The following is a 17,907-nucleotide window of genomic DNA, read 5'->3' as shown; positions in this document are numbered from 1 at the left end:
CTTCGTTTTATTGTTTCAACATTTCTTCAATCTTCTTGTTGATGTTTTGCTCCGTTTCTCTCAGCACTGTATTTACATCCTTGCCGCCTTGATAAATATCGGCCAATCGGGCGTTCAGCTCTGATTTGGCGATCGCATCGTACTTCGTTGCCGGGATGGGTTTGGCGATTTTCTCCTTAAAGAAGGCCTGCAAATTTTTTCCTTCCATGCCCGGTAAATCCGCCGCATACGCTTTGACTGCATTGTCATTGTTGATTACCGGTATTCTGCCTTGTCTGGACAATTGCGTCTGCGCTTCGTCGGACAACATAGCCGCAATGATTTGAAACGCTTCTTCCTTGTGCTTGCTTGTCGGCGGAACGCCAAAATAAGGGGCGTTCAGCTGGGAGCCGATCTCCTTCGCACCGGAAAATACAGGCAGCGTTACCACATCCCAATCCAATCCCTTCGCTGCGGCGGCTGGAATCTGATCGAGAATGTTCGGTCCGGTACGCGTCGCCAAAATTTGTTTGTTCATAAAGTTGTCCTCCACGTTGCCGGCCGGGGCGTTCCCGTTAATTTTGTGCAAGCCGGCCATGACATCCATCCATCTTTTCCATCCATCGACATTGACCGCAGCTTTATTCGTTTTCGGGTCCACAAGAGGCAGCCCTAATTGGTCTTTATACACGATGTTCAAAGAATTCATTTGAAACCCTTTGTATTCTACGCCGTCCGCCGTACGGGACACTTTCTTCACGACATCGTACAGCTCTTCCCAGGTCATGCCGTCTTTCGGATAAGGGACGCCGAACTTATTGAAAATATTTTTGTTGTAAAACAGAGCGGTGTTGTTAAGGAAAAAAGGCATCGCCAGCAGCTGGTCCCCGTTGTCCGAATAAGATTTGACCGAATCCGCGACATTCGGCACCAAACGGTTCATATCGAATTTGTATTTTTGGATGAGCGGCGTCAGGTCGGACAAGAGCTGCAAGTCTTTCAGCGTCCACAGCAATCCGAGCGAGCCCGAGATCAGATCCGGCGTCGTTCCGCTGCTCAGCACTTCCTGAATGCTGCTTCCCTTCGCATTTTGGATCATTTTCAACGTAATATGAGGAAACTTTTCCTTCACCTGCCTCTCAACCGATTCCACGATGCCGGTTCCGCCGACCTCGTTGAAATAAACGATCGTCACCGGTTCCGTCGTTTGCCCGGTTTGTTGTTTTCCGCGCTCATCGCTTTGCTTGCCGGAGCAGGCCGATAGCGAGAAAACGGTTACAGCTAGGAACGGTACAACCCATTTGCGCCAATGGGACATTGTTTTTCGACCTCCCTTTTTGAATTGAGATTGAGATGAATGTACAGCATTACGTTACTTTTTCGACTCGCCTCAATCTGTTTGTTGATGTCTTCCTCCGCTTGCCTAAAGGATGTATTCACATCGAGCTGGTCGGTGCTTACTTTGTTGAAGGCGGAATTCACGGCTGTTTTGGCAATGGCATCGTATCTTGTCGCAGGGGCCGGGGCCGGGCTTTGCCCGATTTGATCGTAGACTTCTCTGTTCCTTATCATCTCTTTCGATCGGCTTCACTCCATTGGTGCAACCGGTCACGGTTATGTCCGGCACAGCCAAGCCTGTCAATTTTGCCGCAATGTTCACCTCATCACCCCGTTAAACAGTTTCATATCCCGGTTAACCGCGAATTTCACAAAGTCGAGAAAAAGTATTGTAACCGTTTTCATAAAAAGTAAAATTGCCGGCTCCCGACTGCTCCTATAGATGGATGTATCACTCCTCACAGTATTACGCTTGACCCCTCCTGCGTCGACACACTTTCAATCCGCTGCGACTCTCTTTTATGAATGCATTCCCCCTGGTCGGTTATGTATTTAACACCTATTCGTATCTCGTTAACATTATAAGATCATTTATTTATATTTTCAACAATTTTTATTTAATTATTAACTTAATTAAGTTAATTATTTTAGCATTCAAAATAATTTGCTGCATGTCATCAGTTACATCGCGACTCTTTCTTTCTGTGTGCTAAAGAAATCGCAACAACAAATAGCCGGAACGTCAATCGGTCCGGCCATCGTTTCCATTGCGCGTAGTGGATTCGCTCGATTATTCGACTCGATCCTGCGCCATGCATGATTTTCTTTCAATAAGCTGTGTAGGAATCATGATTTGTCTCGGGTATTCATTGGTATTGCCCAAAATGTCGGCAAGCAGCTTCGTCGACATGGTGCCCAACGTTTTCTTATCCTGCATAATGACGGACACGGGAGGATCTTCAAGCGAAAAGGAAGGGAAGTCGTCAAAAACGATCAACGAGACCTGATCGGGAATTTTCTTTCCCGTATTTCGCAAATAATGCAGCAAGGTGATGCCTACTCTGGCATTGACCGCAAATATGGCGGTACAATCCATACGATCCAGTTCCCGCCAGCATTCATCCTCCGCTTGATAGAGACTGTTCACCCGGATCACGCGGTAATCGCTAGAGGTCAAACCGGCATTTCGCAGCGCGGCGCAATAACCGTCCACCCGCTCCATTTCCCAATGAGGCGCCCCCTGAGGGATGACCATCGCAATTTGTTTATGACCAAGGCCCAGCAAATATTCCGTTGCCATTCTCCCGCCATTATAGTTGTCCGAAGACACGCAATGCAGCGGGTTGCTGTAGCCGGCGACTTTCCTGCTGCCGACAAATACCATCGGGAACCGCATCTCGAGCAGCTTGTCAAATCCGGTTAGCTGATGGTTATTCGTTATAATAATGATTCCGTCGACTCCGGACTTGATGACTCTGTTCGTTATATTTTCCTCTACATTGTTTTTCCCGTCCATATGAATCCCGATCATCGTTACGTCGAATTCGGATCGGGCGGCTTCTTCGCATATGCCCATAAGGGTATCGCGGAAAAATCCTTTTTCCATGTCGTGGTTGCCGCCGAGATACAGGACGCCAAGCGATACGTCGGTTTTTGTTTTTTCCGAGACGACGGCCATCCCTTTCGCGTATCCGATTTCTTTGGCAATATTGCGGATTTTTATTTTCGTTTCGCTCGAAATCCGCGGATGATCCGTTAAAGCCAAGGAGACGGTTGCTTTGGATACCCCGGCTATGTTAGCAATATCTTGTATGGTAGGCTTCAATCAAATGCTCCTTCACTTCTTTTTTAGCTTATTTACTATTTTAACTAAAAGTTAATTAATATTTCAACTAAATGTTTATAATCGCCAAACACGAAATAAATCGAAAGCCGGTTGGTACCCTTCGGATACCCGATATCGTGAAAATCCGGAACCATCGATTTTGATAAAAAAATACACCCTCCGCCACCGCCATTCTGCTACACTGGAAAAAAATGAGACGTATCCTGCAAATGGGGTGTTCGATGAAATATATACATTGCGTACAACAAGCAATCGATTATATTGAAGATCATTTATACGAGCCTTTAGAGCTGCAGCAGATCGCCGATCGGGCGTTCATGTCCGTACCTCATTTGTACAGAGCCTTCTATTCGCTCACCGGCCATCCGATTAAAGAATACATTCGTAAACGGCGCATCAGCATGTCGGCGATGCATTTGCGGCATTCCGACAAGCTGGTGTGGAATATCGCGTTCGACTGCGGCTTCGATTCGTACCAAGCCTTTACGAAAATGTTCAAAAAAGTAGCAGGCATGACGCCCGGAGCGTATCGGAACGCCGATCTGTATTACACGTTCGAAGCCTTAAATCTATTTGCAGACGTTTCGTATGTGGGGGAAAAAGAGCTTTTCGATCGGTACCCCGACGTATCGGTCATTCGCTTTCCGCCGCTGCAAACGGCCGTTTACCGGCATCGCGCATCGTCGCCGGAAGGGATCGAAGAAGAAGCTTACCGCATTGTGTTCGCGAAGTTGGAACAAGCCGGATGGCCGATGGAGCGGATCCGGTTATTCGGCTCGAACGTCGAGCTCGCTTCATGGGAACTGCCTTACGGCTACGATATCATGATCCCTTTGCCGGATACCGGTGCATGTGCCGCTTCGGACGACTTTCACGTCGCGACGTTTCCCGGCGGGCTGTACGCTGTCGGCAAAAGCGCGGAAACGAGCGGACCGCAAATTGTCGCCGCTTGGGACCGGCTGTTGTCCGAGTGGCTTCCCCGAAGCGCGTTTGAGCTCGGAGACCACTCGTATGTCGAAGAGTTTCTTACTTACCAAGGGCGCATAACCCGCCTGAAGCTTTACCTTCCGGTGAAACGAAAGCCGGAACCGGCGGCTGCGCTCGAAACGGTAACGATCGATCCGTTTGCGGTTGTCGCTTGCAGAGCATACGGGCCGGAAGCCCGGAAACAGGCGGATCACGAGCTGACTTCTTGGCTGATGCGCACGGGCATGACGGGAACGACGGAGCTGCGGCTGTTCATGTCGTACAGCTACGGCGTTGAGCCGGAGGATGGCTATTGGTACGAGCTCAGCGTTTCGATTCCGGAGAATGTGCACAACTCGGTGTGGGTCTCCGAAAGTTTCGCCAAGGCAGCACTACACCCTGATCGCGCTTGTTGCGCATGCGTTGACGGCATTTCCCTCGATGCTCCCCTGCGCTTCCATACGTTAGGCGGCGGGCTGTACGCCTGTCTCACCGCCGGCGCGTACGGGCTGATGACCGGTTTGCTCGACAAAATGCACCGCTGGCTGTATGCAAACGAGACCTACGCGCTCGATGAAAACAGGCAATGGTTTGCTGAATACGTTGCGGGCGATGGAGACGATCTGGAACGATCGACGTCGGTGCGATGCTATATCCCGATAATTGAACAATAAGGAGGCAATACGTATGGGTGAAAATGCTATGAATCGAAATCAGAACGATTTGACGGGTCAAAAAAATACCGACGGCTATAAGCCTGTTGCCGTTCCAAAAGCCTTCAGAGTAATCCAAGGGAACGCGGAAAACGGCAATCAGGAGGCTGCCGTCTTCAGCGAGCGGCAAATCGATGCTTACTGCATACCGAGGGTCATCTATGACGGAGGCACGATTCACGTCCCCAGAGAACGGCACGAATAACGATCGCATGGTTTGAGAAATATGCCGGTTGGAAACGATCCGGCAAACAATTCAAAAGCGACGCGTACATTAACACCGAGCTGCAATGGGGCGTATGGATTTACTGCGACGACCGGATGACGCTGCCGGAGGCGGCACAATCGAATATCCGTTGGTGCTTTAAAGTACGCGATCTGAAAAAGCTGCACAGCGAGATGTCGGAAAACGGCGAGGACATCACGGATATTTATCGCGGTCCTCTGGGACATGGACACAGACATTCACAAAGATGAACGGGCAAGACCGTTCACCTACGTCGAAAAGTCGGCATTTGTGAAATACCGCCGGTTCCTTTCCGAGCAAAACATCGCCGTCGGCGATATCGAAGGCAGCTTGAAGGGGCTCGCGAAGTTTCATCTTTTCGATCCGGACGGCAACCGGTTTAACATCAGAACGTTTTAGCGGCGGCGCAGAAGCGATTGCATGGCGGTCAGAAGAACTACCGTCGCTTGCAAGCAATCCGATTCTCGACGTCATGATGACGGCTGATTAGATCCGATAGGCCCGGAGGGCGGCGCGGCAGAGGTTCCGTCGTAGCCTGCGGCACACCCGGAGACATCGCTGCTTGCGCAGCGTCCCATACCGGCCGATAGTGGAAGCGCGTGCTGGTGAAGGCTGCTGCAAATAACACTTTCCCGGTCTCCCCCGGCTCGCTGCTCATTTTCACGTAAACTTCAAATCCGCTATTTTCCCGCAACCGACAAACCCGATGCCCGCGTACAGTTTGTTGGAGTCGGGATTTTTCAAATCCGCATACAGAATCGGCACCAGGTACTCACTTCGTATGACCGCGCATAGCTCGGCAACAAGCGCGCTGGCGTAGCCGTTCTTACGATGCCGAGGTGAAGTAAACACGCTGTTGATCCGCGCATGTCTTGCAGAACGATGCGCGATGTTCGCCATCGACACGGGAATGCCGTTCACAAGCCACAGGCATAAGTTACCGGCATCAATCATACGCTCGGCCGCCAGCCGCTGCACCGAAGGCTCGGAACGGACCCCATACGCATCCGTAGAGAAATTCGCAAGAAATCCGGCAACCGTCTCCGCGTCTTGCCGCGACGCCCGGCGCATCGTTCCGTTCACATTCAAAGGGCGAATAACCTTCGGACAGTAGTAAGCTTCCATTGCCATATGCGTCCGGAACATACAGCGCCGATCTTTCGAATACGCCGCTGCAAACCGCTCCGCCGTTTCCGGCCCGCTGCATATGCCGGGTATTGAAATGCCGCGCAGCGCGTCAATCAACTCACTAATATAGCGGTTCCTTTCCGGCCCTTCCACGCTATCGTAAATCCAGAGCCATGCACGGTGGCCCGGGGTTTGCGCGAAGATCATGTTGCCGTCCGTCGATTTCCAACCCAATACCTCGGCGTCGCCGCATATCCGGTGCAGCAGATTGTAAGAAACTTCCGCTTGAGTAAACGGGGGCGTGTTCAAAATAGGGTCCACACGTTCAAGCTTGTGCAGCATCGTTAGTCCTCCTTTTTTTTACGGGCCGCTCTAAGGTACCGATCATTCATCACCGGAATAACCGGCAGCCGCGGGCTGCCGGTTTCCACCTGTATATGCCAAAAAACGTCAATGCTCAATCCGCAGCCGCAAGCTCCTGTCTCCCATCGGCACCGATGCCATGTCCGGCTCGCTAACGAACGTTACGCCGGACAACAGCACATTTTCCCGCAGCACATGATCGAATCGTTCCAACGCTTGTTTCAATACCGGATCGACATCGAGAACAAGCATCACCCGCTTCTCGATCGGCAGCTCCAGCTTTTTGCGATAATCCTGAACCGCGCGGACGACTTCGCGAACCATCCCTTCCTGTTCCAGCGCCTCGGTGACCGTTGTGTTCAAAGCGACGGTCATTCCGTAGCCGGAAGCCGCGGCAAAGCCTTCCTTCGCCTGTTTTTCCACAAGCAGCTCGTCAAGCGTAACACGGTGCGAAACGCCGTCGTCGGTCGTGATATCGATGAAACCTTGATCGACCGCTTGCTTCGTTTCCACCGCGGACAACGGCTTCAAGCGGCTTTGCAGCAGTCCGACGTATTTGCCGTACTTTTTGCCCGCTTCCTTCAAATTCAGCTTGAGGTTCAACCGGACGAAGCCGCTATCGCTGTGCTCCATCCGAATATGTTTGACGTTGATCTCGTCTTTTACGATGTCCTCGAATCGGCGCAAATCCAAATCGCGGTCAAACGAAACGATCAGCTCAGACAACGGCTGGCGGGTTCGGATTCCGGTTTCGTTACGGACGCTGCGCGCCAGCTCGACGATCTGCATTACAGCTTCCATGTCGCGCTCAAGGGCGGCGTCGATAAGCGATACGTCCGCTTTCGGATAATCTGCCAGATGAACGCTGTTTTCGCGGCCGAGATTCGCGTAAATATCGTCGGCAATGAACGGCGCATACGGCGCAATCATCCGTGCGAGTGTGAGCAGCACCTCGTGAAGCGTCCGGAATGCCGACATTTTGTCCTCCGTCCATTCGCTGCCCCAGAAACGGTCGCGCGAGCGCCGGACGTACCAGTTGCTGAGTTCGTCGACAAGCGATTCGATCTGCTTCGCCGGATTCAGAAAATCGTTGACCGCCAGCCCCTTCTCCACCTGCAGCAAAGTGCTGTTCAGTCTCGACAATACCCAGCGATCCAGCAAATTGGCGGAAACTTGCGATGGATGCTCTTCCGGCTTATATTGATCGATGGTCGCATAAAGCGCGTAGAAGGCATGCACATTATGAATGGTGTCGACCACCTTCGATTTGGCTTCGGCAACGATGGATTTGGAGAACCGCTTGTTGTTCCAAGGCACGCTGTCGGACAGCAGCGCCCAGCGGAAGGCGTCCGTGCCGAACTCGCCAATGATCTCCCAAGGATCGATGACATTGCCTTTGCTCTTGGACATTTTTTGCCCGTTCTCGTCCAGTACGTGTCCGGTAGAAATGACCGCCTTGAAAGGAGCCGTGCCCTGGTACAAGGTGGAAACGGCAAGCAGCGAGTAGAACCAGCCTCTCGTTTGGTCGATTCCTTCGCAGATCATGTCGGCAGGAAACTGCGCTTGGAACCGCGCCTTGTCTCCGAACGGATAATGATACTGCGCGAAAGGCATCGAGCCGCTGTCAAACCAGACGTCGATCACTTCCGGCGTTCGTTCCATCACGCCGCCGCACGTGCAACGCAGCTTCACGCCGTCAACGTAAGGCTTATGCAGTTCCAGCGACTCATCGAGCGGCTTTGTCGACCGATCGCGCAAATCTTGCCGGCTTCCAGGCGAGTAATCCGCTCCGCACGTCCGGCATTCCCATACGTTCAGCGGCGTTCCCCAGTAACGGTTACGGCTGATGTTCCAATCTACGAGCTCTTCGAGAAATTTGCCGAAACGACCTTCACGAATGTGCGACGGGTACCAGTCGATCCGGCTGTTGTTCTCGATCAAATGTTCTTTGACCGCCGTCGTTCGGATAAACCAGCTTTCCATCGCGTAATAGAGCAGCGGCGATTTGCACCGCCAGCAGAATGGGTAGCTGTGCTCGTAACGCTCTTTTGCAAACAGCAGCCCGCGTTCGGCCAAGCTTTTGACGATATCGACGTCGCAATCTTTTACGAAACGGCCGGCAAAATCCGCTATCTTGTCGTCGTATCGCCCGTTCGAATTCACGACATTGACGAAATCGAGTTCATGCTCGCGGACCGTGCGATAATCGTCTTCCCCATGCGCCGGAGCAATGTGAACGATCCCGGTACCGCTAGCGTCGCTGACATAATCGGCGTCCACAACGACGTGCCCTTTGTTCACGCGAACGTAGCCGAACGGAGGCTCGTAAGGCATTCCGATCAACTCGGAGCCTTTGTGCATCGATAATACGACGTACTCATCCTTAAAAACCTTTTCCGCCAGATGCTTGGCGACAACGTACACTTCGCCGTTCTGCCGAACTTTAACGTAATCGACGTTGCGGTTGACCGCTAACGCCACGTTAGCCGGAAGCGTCCACGGCGTCGTCGTCCAGGCCAAAAACGTCAGCCCGCCCTGCTTGCTCCTGAATTTGACGGTGGCGCTCAAATCTTTCACGTCCTCGTACCCTTGCGCGACTTCATGGGAGCTGAGCGTCGTTTGGCAGTCCGGACAGTACGGGCTTACCCGATGGCCTTTATACAGCAGCCCCTTATGATGAATATCCGATAAAATATGCCATACGCTCTCGATGTAATCATTCGCCAGCGTAACGTACGGATCGTCCATATCGGTCCAATACGCGATGGCTTCGGTCAATTCGCGCCACTGCTTCTCGTATTCGAATACGCTGTTCTTGCACTGCTCCACGAATGCCGCTACGCCATATTTCTCGATCTCCTGCTTGCCGGAGATGCCGAGCTGCTTCTCGACGCCAAGCTCGACGGGCAGACCGTGCGTATCCCAACCGGCTTTGCGAACGACGCGGTAGCCCGACATCGTCTTGTAGCGGCAGACGAAATCTTTGATGACCCGCCCGAGCACATGCCCGATATGCGGCTTACCGTTAGCGGTCGGCGGTCCCTCGTAAAAGACGAAGTTCGGCTTCCCCTCGCGGTTTTCGATCGATTTGCGGAACGTGTCCTCCTGCTTCCACCGGTCAAGCACGCGCAGCTCGCGTGATCTCGCCGTCTCCTTCACATCTACTTTCCTCAATGCTACCACCCTCTCTTCGGTCCAATTAGGCGATGGTTCAGAGGACAGTATCGCTTCGAACAACCGTTTCGAACAACTTCGTCGAAACGCAAAAAAATCCCGCCCCATAAGGGACGAGATTCCATCTCGCGATACCACCCTTGTTCCGCAAGCGATCATACAGCTTTTGACCTGACTTACGGCACCTCATACTACGTACCATCATACGCGTCCCTTGTAACGGCGGGATCCCGGGTCAGCTTACTTCATTGCTTCAGCTTTCCTTCTCGGAGAGGATTTTCGAATAAGTCTTGTACGTTGGCTTTCAGCGCAAGGCCAACTCTCTGGGGAACAAGGGGATTAGCGTACTCGTTCTCGTCAACGAATTTAAGGACTGTTTTCAATTATGTTTAGTTCTACACGAAATTCTGCAAAATGTCAAGGGATGATCTCATTCGCAGCAGCATATTTCCGTAGAAAAAAAAAAAAAAAAACGCAAGCACCCCGTTCAAGAACGAGGCGGCTTACGTTTCTCCATATCTATTTTAACGATCTCAAACCTGAATAACGATAGCTTCAAGGTCTGCAGGCACACTTCTTTGAGCTCTCTGAACCCCATCAGCATTCCTAACTCTTAGGGTATAGGATACGTTCGTTAAAGTAGTAAGATTATTAAATCTTGCAACACCGAAACTGTCAAAGTTTGCTGTTTCGGTTGTATCCCCTCTCGTTAACACGGCTGTCCAGCCGGTTGTAGTAACTGGAACCAGGTTAGCGTTTACCGCAATGACATGAAAACGATCCAACGTCTGTCTGATTCTCCGTCTCCGCACCTTAGGAGCCGTTACACCGATTTTTTTTACCGGCTTTTTCGTTACTGTTTTTTTCTTAACGATTGCCATTCATTTCACCCCTTCGCTTGTGAGATAGTTATAATTAATGCGTTCATTTCTCATGTTGAAACGTCAGATACCTACCACTATGAAATAAGGCATATTTACTAGAATGCATTATCGATTTTAGTTCTTCCGTATCTTCCTCAACTTTTGCATTACCGCACATATACTGCATGAGAAAGAGGTGAGACGCCCGCATGAAAAGAAAGGCCTGGCTGCATAAGTACGCCGTAAAAATGAATCCCCATTTGAGGAAAAAGGTTCGGCGGTCGCACTTATTAAAGCGTAAGCCAGCTTCCCTTCCGGTAATCGTTCAGTTTCAAAAGAAAATGACTTCAGCCCGTCTGCGTTCCTTGCAAAATCGTCTAGGCTCTGACTCTTTGCCGAATCCGCTTCGTTTGCCGCTGATCAATGCGGTCATGCTCAAGGTTACGATGAAGGGTCTGCGGTGCATGTGCGGCTTGAAATCGATCGGCAAAATTTACTTGGACGGAATCAAAAAAGCATCGCTCGATATCGCGACGCCTTCGATCGGCTCTACGGCCGTTCAAAGAAAAAAAGGGCTTACCGGCAAAGGGATCAACGTCGCTGTTATCGATACCGGCGTGTATCCGCACCCGGACTTGACCCGTCCCGTTAATCGAATTGTCGCCTTCAAAGATTTCGTCAACTTCAGGAAATTGCCTTACGACGATAACGGGCATGGAACCCATGTGGCAGGGGATGCGGCAGGAAACGGATGGATGAGTAAAGGGAAATACCGGGGTCCCGCTCCGAAGGCGGGAATCGTAGGCGTCAAAGTATTGAACAGATTCGGTAACGGCTCCGACTCTACAATCATCAAGGGAGTCGAATGGTGCATCGCGAATCGGAAGCGGCTGAAATTACGCATTCTTTCGTTGTCGCTCGGCGGTCCGGCACCCGGTTCTTTGAAAGAAGATCCGCTGAGCCAAGCGGTGGAAAAAGCAGTCCGCGCCGGCCTCGTCGTCGTTGTCGCCGCGGGTAACGAAGGGCCGCGTCCTCGGACCATCGATTCCCCAGGCAATAGTCCGTCGGCGATCACAGTCGGGGCTGTAGATGATCGGCGGACCGTCAAGGAAGCCGACGATACGATGGTTTTCTATTCCAGCCGCGGCCCTAGCAGGAACGGCGGCAAGAAACCGGATTTGGTCGCGCCCGGCGAAGCGATCATTTCGCTGCGGGCTCCCCGCTCCTTCCTTGATCGCAGCTTGCCTTGGCTGCGGGTCGGCAAAGGATACTTCACGCTGTCCGGGACGAGCATGTCCACGCCCATCGTCTCGGGTGCGGCCGCACAGCTGCTGCAAAAAAAGCCGTGCCTTACACCTCTTCAAGTGAAAAAGATATTGAAAAAACATGCGTTCCGCCTCAAGTTTGGCGTTAATGCAGCCGGCAGTGGCGAAATCGACGTCCGGTTTCTGGAAAAGCGATGCGGTCGCTCCCATGCAAAAAAGAAGAGGCCGCCCTCCTCTTGCCGGAATTCCGCCGCCGCCAGCCGCCGCAACGTTTAGTTCAGTCGCTCCAGCAATCGCTTTATAGCTGTGTCGCATTGCTGGAGCACTTCGGTCTTATCGATCGTCGTTACCTGTTTGTTCTCCATCACGATGCGGCCGTCGACCAGTACCGTGTCCACTTCGCCGCGCGTGGCCGAATAGACGATACGGGAGAAAAGATCGGTTTCGTACGACGGAAACGTATGATAGTCGTTCAGGTCGAGCAGCTGCAGATCGGCCTTTTTGCCTACTTCGATGCTGCCGATCTCATGCTCCATGCCAAGCACCTCCGCTCCCCCGATCGTAGCCATGCGCAGCACCGATTCGGCTTTCATCACGGTCGGTCCGTGCTGAACTTTGTGAATCAGCGACGACAGGCGCATTTCCTGGAACATATCCAGATTGTTATTGCAGGGCGCCCCGTCCGCCCCGAGACCGACATGAATATGACGGGAGAGCAGATCCGGGATTTCCGCAATCCCCGAGGACAACTTCAGGTTGGACGCGGGACAGTGCGTTACTTTCACGCCGCGCTCCTGAATAATCCGCTTTTCCTCCTCGTCCAGCCAGACGCAATGGGCGAGCACAAGCCGGGGTGTAGCAAGCCCGATCCGGTCGAGATAGACGACGTTGCGCATCCCCCGTTCCTGTTCGACCAAGGCGATTTCGCCGCGATTCTCCGATGCGTGCGTATGTACTTTGACATTGTGCGCGCCGGAGAGCGCAGCCACTTCCTTGAGCAGCCGTTCCGTGCAGGATACGACGAAACGAGGGCAAAACGCGTATTGAACGCGCCCCCCGTCATATCCGTGCCATTTCTCCATCAGACGCACGCTCTCCGCTATCGATCTATCGGTATCTTCCAGCAGCCCGGCCGGGACGTTAGCGCCATGATCCATCATCACTTTTCCCGAAACGGCGCGAATTCCGCTCCGGGCTATAGCCTGAAAGGCGGACTCGGAATGATGGACCGTTTCCATATCCAGAATGGTCGTCGTTCCGCTGCGCAGCAGCTCTCCGATGCCAAGCAGCGCGGAATAATAGACGGATTCCTCGTCGTGTGCGGCTTCAAGCGGCCATATTCGGCGCTGCAGCCAGTCGAGCAGCTCCAGATCGTCAGCCCGGCCGCGGAACAGCGTTTGACACAAATGAATATGCGTCTGCACGAAGCCCGGCAGCAGCACTTTCCCCCGCGCGTCGATGACGCGTTCCGCCTGCACGTTCAATTCGGGAGCGATGGCGGCCAATCGGCCGTTCTCCACCAGCACATCGCCGTCGACAATGTCGCGGTTCGCATTCATCGTTACGATGCGGGCATGTTTGATAAGAATGGTTGCCGTTGTCATAGGAAGTCTCCCCTCGCAAGCCGCTTATGCTATAAACTATGCAGTCTGCCTTGCTTCCAGTAGTTTTCGTGCACCGTAATCGTCTCCTCCTCGATCTCAGGAAAAGGCCCCATCACCTCAATCGGCTTGCGGCCTCTCGCAAATACCTCGCGGCAAGGAAGGTCCAGGGTCAAGTTACGCGAATCATCGCCCGTCAGCTGAGCGAGTCTTTGTTCCGAAATGCCGTACACGACACGGCCGACATTGCCCCAATAAATCGATCCGGCGCACATCGCGCACGGCTCCACTGTCGTGTACAAAGTACAGTTCCATAAGAACGATTTGGAAAATACACGGGAAGCGGCTTCCATCAGCATCGTTTCGGCATGCCCGGTACATACGTTTTCCGTAATTTCGATATTGCCCTGCTCCAGCAATACGTTGCCCAGCGAGTCTACCAGTATGGCACCGAACGGGAAATTGCCGCTGTTTTTGGCTACTCTTGATACTTGAACGCAGCGGAGCAAGTAGGATACATGATCTTGTTCCGCGTAACTCACCTTCATTTTACCCCTCCGTTCTCGATCTGCTTCTCTGCCTGAATCATATGTTATATTATGCTTTTCATCATTTTGATCATGTCCTTAACGTCTTCCGGCGCATCGGCAACGGCAAACGCGAGCGGTTCGCAATCCGCCATAACCCCTTTGTAAGCCGGAGATAACAAGAGCGCTCGAACCCCCGCATCCCCTTGCAGCATCTTAAAGCTCGGGAACATGCTGCAGGCAAAACCGCCGGCGGCATCGCCTTGCCGTTACAACCGCCCGCCACGAAATCGAGAGCCGACTCGCATCGGAATCGTTCGATCAGGCCGTCGGTCATGCGGTCGCGAACGCTCCTTTGCGCCCGATTATCCGATGCCAGACCCGTCTCGTAACATGTTATTTTTATTAACATGATATTTGATAAAGAGCCAAATTACAACTACTTTATTTTATATTATGTTATTTTATATAACGTTAATATGACACATCTTTATGTGATTAATTTTATTCCCTATACTTGATCCCTGTTTCGCCTCAGAGACAACAAAAAAAACCGCCAGCCTAAGCTGACGGATTTCAAATCACTGCAAAGATGCGAATCCTATGTGCCGAGCACCTTTTTCCCTCTCGGCTTCGTCCCCTTCGGATCCGGTTCCAGCGTAATGCCGATCGTGTCAAACGATCGCTCGGCTTCATCGATCTTGTACGTCAGCACGCCGTTGCCCTGCGCATCGACCCGGAACGTGCCGCCGTTGACGCGATCGCCGTTTTTCACAAGCCATACCTGGTAGGCCTGCTCCCCTTGCAGTTCAGGCAGCCCGCTCGCTTGCAGCACAAGCTGCATTGTGCCGCCCTGCTTCATAAGCCAAGCCTGCCCGCGGGCTGCCGGCATGGCCGGGTCGAACGGCTTCAAATTGTACGCGCCGAGCACATGGGCAGGCAACTGCAGATCCGGCTGCGCCCGTGGATCCTGCTGTTGCCATTGTGATAACTGCAGCCAGCCGGCGTACCCCAGAAGCAACACCAATAATACGGCTGCCGCAGCGTAGCGAGGGGAGCGGCGTCTGATCCGTTCCAATACGGTTTCGGGCCGTTTCACGACTTGCTCATACCGTACCGCGGGTACAGGCTGCGCCTCCGACGGTTCGGGCCGAACCGCAGGTGCCTGTTGTGACGGTTCATACGGTGCCACAGCCTGAGACTGCTCCTCGGACCGTTGGTACTTCAGCCGCTCCGTATGTTCGGGCAGTATCTCGGTCGCAACCGGCTTTCCTTCCGATCCATCAAGTATGGCTCCCAACGTTTCGACCTTCAGCTCTGCCTGCGGTTCGAGTGGATCCATCGAATAAGGAATGACACTCCACGCTTCCTGCAGCTGCATCAGCTCTTCCCGGCAATCGGAACATTCGGACATATGTCTTTCAAATGCCTTTTCTTCTTCCTCCGTCATCTCACCTAAAAAAAACGAAATCAGCTGCTCGCAGCGATTGCGCTCCTCGTTCATTCGAATCCCTCCCCTCTGGCCGGACCGAGATGCTTCCGCAAAATTTTCAAAGTCTGATGCAGTCTGCTTTTCACCGTACCAAGCGGTTCACCGCTCTGCTCTGCAATTTCGCTTAACGTGTAGCCTTCCCAATATAACGCTTGAATCAACCGCACCTGGCTGTCCGACAAATAACGGTATGCTAGCTCGATATGCTGCTTCCGCCATTTGCGGGAGACGATTTCCTCGGGATGCTCGTGCGGGTGATCCGGGAGCCGTTCCCATGCCGAAGGCTCATAAGGCACGACCGCCGCCTGTTTTCTCAATTTGCGCAGCTGATCAATCGATATGTTCCGCGTCACCGTCAGCAGCCAATTGACGAATTGTCCCTTTTGCGGATCGTAACCTTTGGTCGTCGTCCACAAACGGGTGAACACAAGCTGAACGACCTCTTTGGCAAATTGCGTATCTCTGTTTGCTTTCATCGCGAACGAATAAACGAGCTTGGCATAGCGATCGTACATTTCCTCGAGCGCCGTGCTTTGCTTCTCCATAATCATTCGCATCAATTGTTCATCGGAAAATTGTTGCACGATTCAGGCACTCCCCGCGTCGATCAACGACCCATTTAGAATAACGTAAGCGATTTACAAAACACGATCCGGTATATCGATCTTCCTATATCCCGGCTTGTTTTGCAATATGCGGGCCGCAAAAAGAAATCCGGCATACCCGGAAAAATGTCTTCCGGGTATGCCGGACTCGCGACGAGTTCGGGAACAGGTGCAGCGTTATTTCACGATGATTTTGCCTTTCATCATACTTTTATGCGGTGCGCAAAAGTACGTATATTCACCGGGCTTATCGAATGTCAGCGTGAACGTTTCGCCTTTGCCAAGCAGCGGCGTTTCGAACAGCGGCTTGCCGTCCGCCGTCGCATCGGATACGACGTTATGCTTCACGGCATCTTTGTTGGTGAATGTAATGCTGGAGCCGGCCTCTATCGTCATTTCCGGCTGAGCGAAGGCAAATCCGGCGATATCCATCGCGTACGCTTTGCCCGCAGCCGCTTTCGGCTGTTCCGCCTGCTTGCCGGAAGAAGACGGTTCGATGACATACCATACGTTGTTAACGCCCTGACCTTTCACGTCTCCGGCTTTTTCATCTTTTACAAAGTAGTACAGCGGCATTCCCTTATACGTCGTTTGCTTCGTGCCGTCTTCACGGACAATCGTACCGAAATCTTCGGATTTCAGATCGGCGCCGGAAGCGATATGATCGGAGTAAAAAATGGGCCAGTTCGTTTCGCACATCCCATAGCACGCACTCTTATCCTTGCTGTCTTTTGTGTACAAATACAAGGTTCTGCCGCTCGAATCGACCAAAAACTTGCCGAGATCTTCCTGCGAAGAAACGGATACTGTCGAGAAGTTCACAACGTACCATACATTATTGACGCCCTGCCCTTTCACGTCTCCCGCTTTCTCGTCCTTGACGTAATAATAAAGCGGCATCCCTTTGTAGGTTGTTTGTTTTTTGCCGTCTTCCCGAACGATCGTTTTGAAATCGGCACCGTTCAGCTCGCCCGAAACTTGAATGTTGTCGGCGTAATAGATCGGCCAATTGGCGGCGCACTGGTCTTTGCACGTGCTTGTATCCATGCGGTCTTTCGTAAAAAAGTACAGCGTCTTTCCTGTTTCATCGACTAAGTACGAACCGAGCGTAGCGTCTTTCGCAATATTGATGCGGGCGTATGCAGCCAGCGCCGCTTTGCCCGCGTCGATGACTTTCTGCTCGGCCAGCGTCTCCGCCAGCGTCTTGCTTCCGCCTTTTATTTTCGCTTTCAACGCTTCCACCGTCGCCGTCGCGATATGGCCGTTTCTTAATGCCCCTGCAGTGGAAATCTGGTAGAGTCCCCGGCTTTTCGCGTATGTAATCACATCGTTGTAAGTAAAGTCGGTATCCTGCTTGTATCCTAACGTCTCCAGCAGTACTTTATAATATTGCTGTGCGGTTACGCCGGAGAGCGGATCGAATTTGCCTTCCCCCGTTCCGGTCCAACCCAAATTCGGATTCGCCTTCAAATAGGACATAGTGGCTTTGTTGCTGTCCCCGACCGTACCGGCGTCGGCAAAATTGTCCATGCCCTTAAAGGCAAGCGCCGTTTGTTCCAGTCCCTTCAAACGCAAAAACAATATCGCCGCCTGGATGCGCGTCGTCGTTTTGGCCAAGTAGCCCGGGGTCACCCCGCTTCCGTCCCCTTGCAGCACCCCGAGCTCGGCCGCTACCTGCGCATCCGTCTTCACGTTAACCGGCGCAGGCGTATCGGCGGCAAAAACCTGCACACCCGACGACAGCATCATTGCACCGGCCAGCAGCATGACCGCCAACTTTTTATTTCGTTTCTTCATCGC

16 protein-coding genes and 1 other annotated feature are annotated in these 17,907 nt (G+C 52.5%); of the genes, 4 read left to right on the top strand and 12 right to left on the bottom strand.

Annotated features, from left to right (window positions below):
- Positions 1–7 precede the first annotated feature (7 nt).
- Together ACFQI7_RS09875 and ACFQI7_RS09870 are read right to left on the bottom strand one after the other, a co-directional pair.
- Complete coding sequence (locus ACFQI7_RS09875; RefSeq protein ID WP_218099595.1) at positions 8–1,297, bottom strand: ABC transporter substrate-binding protein; 1,290 nt, start codon at positions 1,295–1,297, stop codon at positions 8–10.
- 810 nt (positions 1,298–2,107) lie between these two features.
- On the bottom strand, positions 2,108–3,142 hold the full coding sequence (locus tag ACFQI7_RS09870) for a LacI family DNA-binding transcriptional regulator (protein WP_218099594.1): 1,035 nt from the start codon (positions 3,140–3,142) through the stop codon (positions 2,108–2,110).
- A 242-nt stretch (positions 3,143–3,384) separates the two neighbouring features.
- Here ACFQI7_RS09870 and ACFQI7_RS09865 point away from each other — a divergent pair, with 242 nt between their 5' ends.
- The 3 genes from ACFQI7_RS09865 to ACFQI7_RS09855 all read left to right on the top strand — a co-directional run bounded on the left by ACFQI7_RS09865 (position 3,385) and on the right by ACFQI7_RS09855 (position 5,488).
- Positions 3,385–4,803 (top strand): AraC family transcriptional regulator, encoded by a 1,419-nt coding sequence (locus ACFQI7_RS09865; RefSeq protein ID WP_218099593.1) that lies wholly within the window; start codon positions 3,385–3,387, stop codon positions 4,801–4,803.
- Between the two features lie 13 nt (positions 4,804–4,816).
- Entirely contained in the window at positions 4,817–5,047 is a 231-nt protein-coding gene (locus ACFQI7_RS09860; protein WP_218099592.1) for a hypothetical protein, read from the top strand.
- A gap of 246 nt (positions 5,048–5,293) precedes the next feature.
- A complete protein-coding gene (locus ACFQI7_RS09855; protein WP_218099591.1) occupies positions 5,294–5,488 on the top strand; it encodes a hypothetical protein in 195 nt (64 codons plus the stop codon).
- A 37-nt stretch (positions 5,489–5,525) separates the two neighbouring features.
- Here the strand turns inward: ACFQI7_RS09855 and ACFQI7_RS09850 are convergent, their stop codons facing one another.
- The 4 genes from ACFQI7_RS09850 to ACFQI7_RS09835 all read right to left on the bottom strand — a co-directional run bounded on the left by ACFQI7_RS09850 (position 5,526) and on the right by ACFQI7_RS09835 (position 10,635).
- Positions 5,526–5,753, bottom strand: coding sequence for a hypothetical protein (locus ACFQI7_RS09850; protein ID WP_218099590.1), 228 nt, complete (start codon positions 5,751–5,753; stop codon positions 5,526–5,528).
- Entirely contained in the window at positions 5,750–6,559 is an 810-nt protein-coding gene (locus tag ACFQI7_RS09845) for a GNAT family N-acetyltransferase (protein WP_218099589.1), read from the bottom strand. Before ACFQI7_RS09845 ends, ACFQI7_RS09850 begins: the two co-directional genes overlap by 4 nt.
- A 108-nt stretch (positions 6,560–6,667) precedes the next feature.
- Positions 6,668–9,754, bottom strand: coding sequence for an isoleucine--tRNA ligase (gene ileS / locus ACFQI7_RS09840; RefSeq protein WP_218099588.1), 3,087 nt, complete (start codon positions 9,752–9,754; stop codon positions 6,668–6,670).
- 106 nt (positions 9,755–9,860) lie between these two features.
- Positions 9,861–10,124: a binding site (T-box leader), on the bottom strand.
- A gap of 163 nt (positions 10,125–10,287) precedes the next feature.
- Entirely contained in the window at positions 10,288–10,635 is a 348-nt protein-coding gene (locus ACFQI7_RS09835; RefSeq protein ID WP_218099587.1) for a hypothetical protein, read from the bottom strand.
- A 191-nt stretch (positions 10,636–10,826) separates the two neighbouring features.
- Here ACFQI7_RS09835 and ACFQI7_RS09830 point away from each other — a divergent pair, with 191 nt between their 5' ends.
- Positions 10,827–12,158 carry a S8 family peptidase gene (locus ACFQI7_RS09830; RefSeq protein ID WP_218099586.1) on the top strand — a complete coding sequence of 444 codons (1,332 nt, stop codon included), beginning with the start codon at positions 10,827–10,829 and terminating at the stop codon, positions 12,156–12,158.
- Here ACFQI7_RS09830 and ACFQI7_RS09825 read toward each other — a convergent pair.
- The 6 genes from ACFQI7_RS09825 to ACFQI7_RS09800 all read right to left on the bottom strand — a co-directional run bounded on the left by ACFQI7_RS09825 (position 12,155) and on the right by ACFQI7_RS09800 (position 17,904).
- Positions 12,155–13,486 carry a 5'-deoxyadenosine deaminase gene (locus ACFQI7_RS09825; protein ID WP_218099585.1) on the bottom strand — a complete coding sequence of 444 codons (1,332 nt, stop codon included), beginning with the start codon at positions 13,484–13,486 and terminating at the stop codon, positions 12,155–12,157. The genes ACFQI7_RS09830 and ACFQI7_RS09825 overlap by 4 nt on opposite strands.
- A 29-nt stretch (positions 13,487–13,515) precedes the next feature.
- Positions 13,516–14,031, bottom strand: a complete 516-nt coding sequence (locus ACFQI7_RS09820) for a nucleoside deaminase (RefSeq protein ID WP_218099584.1) — start codon at positions 14,029–14,031, stop codon at positions 13,516–13,518.
- 44 nt (positions 14,032–14,075) lie between these two features.
- Positions 14,076–14,243 (bottom strand): hypothetical protein, encoded by a 168-nt coding sequence (locus ACFQI7_RS09815; protein WP_218099583.1) that lies wholly within the window; start codon positions 14,241–14,243, stop codon positions 14,076–14,078.
- 368 nt (positions 14,244–14,611) lie between these two features.
- Positions 14,612–15,514: an anti-sigma factor gene (locus ACFQI7_RS09810; protein WP_218099582.1), complete on the bottom strand. Its 903-nt coding sequence runs from the start codon at positions 15,512–15,514 to the stop codon at positions 14,612–14,614.
- Entirely contained in the window at positions 15,511–16,086 is a 576-nt protein-coding gene (locus ACFQI7_RS09805) for a sigma-70 family RNA polymerase sigma factor (protein WP_218099581.1), read from the bottom strand. Before ACFQI7_RS09805 ends, ACFQI7_RS09810 begins: the two co-directional genes overlap by 4 nt.
- Before the next feature lie 198 nt (positions 16,087–16,284).
- Entirely contained in the window at positions 16,285–17,904 is a 1,620-nt protein-coding gene (locus ACFQI7_RS09800; RefSeq protein ID WP_218099580.1) for a plastocyanin/azurin family copper-binding protein, read from the bottom strand.
- Positions 17,905–17,907: the final 3 nt, after the last annotated feature.

This window comes from Paenibacillus allorhizosphaerae (genome assembly GCF_042659105.1).
Lineage (GTDB): Bacteria > Bacillota > Bacilli > Paenibacillales > NBRC-103111 > Paenibacillus_G > Paenibacillus_G allorhizosphaerae.
Note: the sequence above shows the minus strand (reverse complement) of the source record. Positions and strands in the feature narration are given on the sequence as shown.